The organism is Tabrizicola caldifontis (assembly GCF_004762095.1).
GTDB classification, from domain to species: Bacteria; Pseudomonadota; Alphaproteobacteria; order Rhodobacterales; family Rhodobacteraceae; genus Tabrizicola; species Tabrizicola caldifontis.
In genome coordinates, this window is the sequence record NZ_SIJH01000046.1 from 1 (window position 1) to 1,288 (window position 1,288).

Below are 1,288 nucleotides of genomic sequence, written 5' to 3' on the forward strand. Positions count from 1 at the left end.
ATGTTTCCGACGGGCTGGCTGGTTGTGAAGTCTGGTCCTGGTCGTGGTGCGGCGTTTGCGCTTTCGCAGGGGGTTTCGCAGATTGGTCGTGGCACTGACCAGACGGTTGCGCTGGATTTCGGGGACATGGCGATTTCGCGTCAGAACCACGCGTCGATTGCCTATGACGGAGCGACGCACCGGTTTCACATCGGGCATGGCGGCAAGTCGAACCTTGTGCGTCTGAACGGCAGGCCGCTCTTGTCGACGGAAGAGCTGCGGGAGGGTGACGAGATCCAGATTGGCGAGACGACGCTTGTGCTGAAGGTTCTGTGCACTCCGGCGTTCAACTGGTCGTCGACGGAAGCCGGAGGAGACGGGCATGATGTGGCGATCGCGTGAGCCGCGCTATGACGTTGCCTCTGGCATAAGCCAGGGTGCGCGGGACTATCAGGAGGATGCGATCACGGCCGATTTCCCGGTGGGTGCGGAGGCGGGGTTTGTGGTTCTGGCCGACGGGATGGGGGGACACGCGGCGGGCGACGTGGCCTCGAAGATCGTGCTGACCGAGGTCTACAGCGAGCTGAAGTTCCATTTTGCGGACGTTGATGCCTTCGAGGCGCGCGCGCCCGAGATCCTGCGCGGTGTGGCGGAGCTTGCGAACGAGACCTTGCGCCAGCACATGCAGACGCATCCCGAGACGGCGGGGATGGGGGCGACGCTGGTGGTGCCCTGCCTGGTGGAGAACCGGCTGTGGTGGCTTTCGGTGGGCGACAGCCCGCTGTTTCTGTATCGGAACGGCCGGCTTTCGCAGCTGAACGAGGACCATTCGATGGCCCCGCAGATCGACTTCATGGTGAAGTCGGGTCTGATGGATGCCGAGGTTGCGGCGCACCACCCGGACCGCAACTGCCTGATCTCGGTGCTGATGGGCACGCGGATCCCCCGGATCGACTGCCCGGCGCGGCCTTTCGAGCTGCAGGCGGGCGACATCGTGATCTGTGCCTCGGACGGTCTGCAGTTCCAATGCGCAGATCGAACGGGTTCTTGGCAAATACCGCAAGAGCCGGTCGACCGAGATCGCCGAGCGTCTGCTGGAAGAGCTGACGCGGCTGGACGATCCCGATCAGGACAACATCAGCTTCACCGTCATCAAGGTGAACGACGCCAGCGCGCGCCCCCGGCAGGACCGCCCGCCGCACCCCTCGGTCGCCCTCACCCGCCCAAGGCGCCTGACCACCGTCGCCGCCGAACCACAGATCCTACCCCTCAACCCGATGCCCGCCCAAACATTGCCAGAAACCGGTAC

The 1,288-nt window shown here is 64.5% G+C and carries 2 protein-coding genes; both read left to right on the plus strand.

Translation table 11 applies throughout. From position 1 onward, the window contains the following. On the plus strand, window positions 1–381 hold a 381-nt coding region (locus tag EYB42_RS17185; protein WP_135451292.1), incomplete at its 5' end, for an FHA domain-containing protein. Then, on the plus strand, window positions 362–1,288 hold a 927-nt coding region (locus EYB42_RS17190), incomplete at its 3' end, for a PP2C family protein-serine/threonine phosphatase (RefSeq protein ID WP_240784250.1). The genes EYB42_RS17185 and EYB42_RS17190, both read left to right, overlap by 20 nt.